Source organism: Pseudomonas sp. AC463, from assembly GCF_979253585.1.
This window is the reverse complement of sequence record NZ_CEEDDZ010000479.1, coordinates 1-283: the sequence shown is the minus strand read 5'-3', so window position 1 is coordinate 283 and position 283 is coordinate 1. Positions and strand designations below refer to the sequence as shown.

Annotated in this window: 1 protein-coding gene; it reads left to right on the top strand. The window is 67.8% G+C overall.

Translation table 11 applies throughout. The annotated features are described in order from the left end of the window. On the top strand, positions 1–283 hold a 283-nt coding region (locus tag AC0IYH_RS31050), incomplete at both ends, for a tryptophan 7-halogenase (RefSeq protein WP_471838032.1).

The window sequence follows — 283 nt, the reverse complement described above, 5'->3', positions numbered from 1 at the left end:
GTTCGTCGACTGCACCGGCTTCCGCGCGCTGCTGATCGGCGAGGCGATGGGTGTGCCGTTCAAGAGCTGTAGCGACATCCTGTTCTGCGACACCGCCCTGGCGATGCAGGTCCCCTACGACGCGCCCGACGCGCCGATCGCCAGCCACACCATCTCCACCGCGCAATCCGCCGGCTGGATCTGGGACATCGGCCTGCCGACCCGCCGAGGGGTCGGCCATGTCTTCTCCAGCAGCCACATCAGCGCCGACCAGGCCGAGAGCGAGTTGCGCGCCTATATAGGC